The sequence below is a fragment of the Bartonella sp. AP40SXNS genome, assembly GCF_042195825.1.
Lineage (GTDB): Bacteria > Pseudomonadota > Alphaproteobacteria > Rhizobiales > Rhizobiaceae > Bartonella.
The window spans coordinates 1-865 of the sequence record NZ_JBHIPB010000097.1; the positions used below are offsets into that span (position 1 = coordinate 1).

Below are 865 nucleotides of genomic sequence, written 5' to 3' on the forward strand. Positions count from 1 at the left end.
AATTAATCGTTGTTCATATTGAATGAGAATCCCGAATATCGTAAGATTGTCTCATTTCAAATCTGTTTATCTTGAATCAATCAAAACCATTCGCTTGCACGTCACAAGCGAAGCTGGCGTGTGGGTAAAAACTGTATAAGAAAGAACTAAAAATGGCTCTTATGAATCGTCTTAAGTGCCAAGGGCTGTCGCAACACCCACGAGCTGGCAAAGTGTGTGATGATGTCGGCTTGCTTTTTCATAAACGTAAAGATGGAAGTGCTCAATGGTTTTATCGTTATACCCTTCATGATCGCCATTGCGAAATGGGCTTGGATGCTCTTTGAGAGATGTTTCTTTAAAAAAGAGCGTGAATTGGCAAACCAATGGCATTCTGTTTTACGTAAAGGTCGTGACCCCATTAAAGAACGCAATAAATAAAAGTGTGAAGCAATCTCCATTATTTAAAAGATATCGCTTTGGGTACTTTTGAAAGTCGGAAAGCTAAATTAAAAGGTGATGGTAAGAATGGGAACTGGTTTTCTCCCTTGCGGCTTTACATTCTCCCTAAATTAGGCTGTCTGTCCATTTCAGAAATTACCCAAACAGAGATACGCAACACGCTTGTTCCTATTTGGCATACAAAAGCTACAACAGCAGAGAAAGCACTAAACCGTCTTAATATTTGTCTCAAACATGCTGCGGCTTTGGGTTTGGATGTTGATTTACAAGCAACAACAAAAGCACGCGCGCTCTTAAGAAAACAACGTCATAAAACGCAAAATAGACCAGCAATGGATTGGAAAGATGTCACTGCCTTTTATCAAACGCTTTGTAAAACACAAAACATAAAATATCTGGCTTTGCGTTTGTTTATCTTTACAGG

The 865-nt window shown here is 39.0% G+C and carries 1 pseudogene; it reads left to right on the forward strand.

Annotation, left to right across the window (positions count from 1 at the left end):
• Nucleotides 1-152: 152 nt before the first annotated feature.
• Nucleotides 153-865: pseudogene (locus ACFILZ_RS09965) on the forward strand (tyrosine-type recombinase/integrase); the annotation flags it as partial.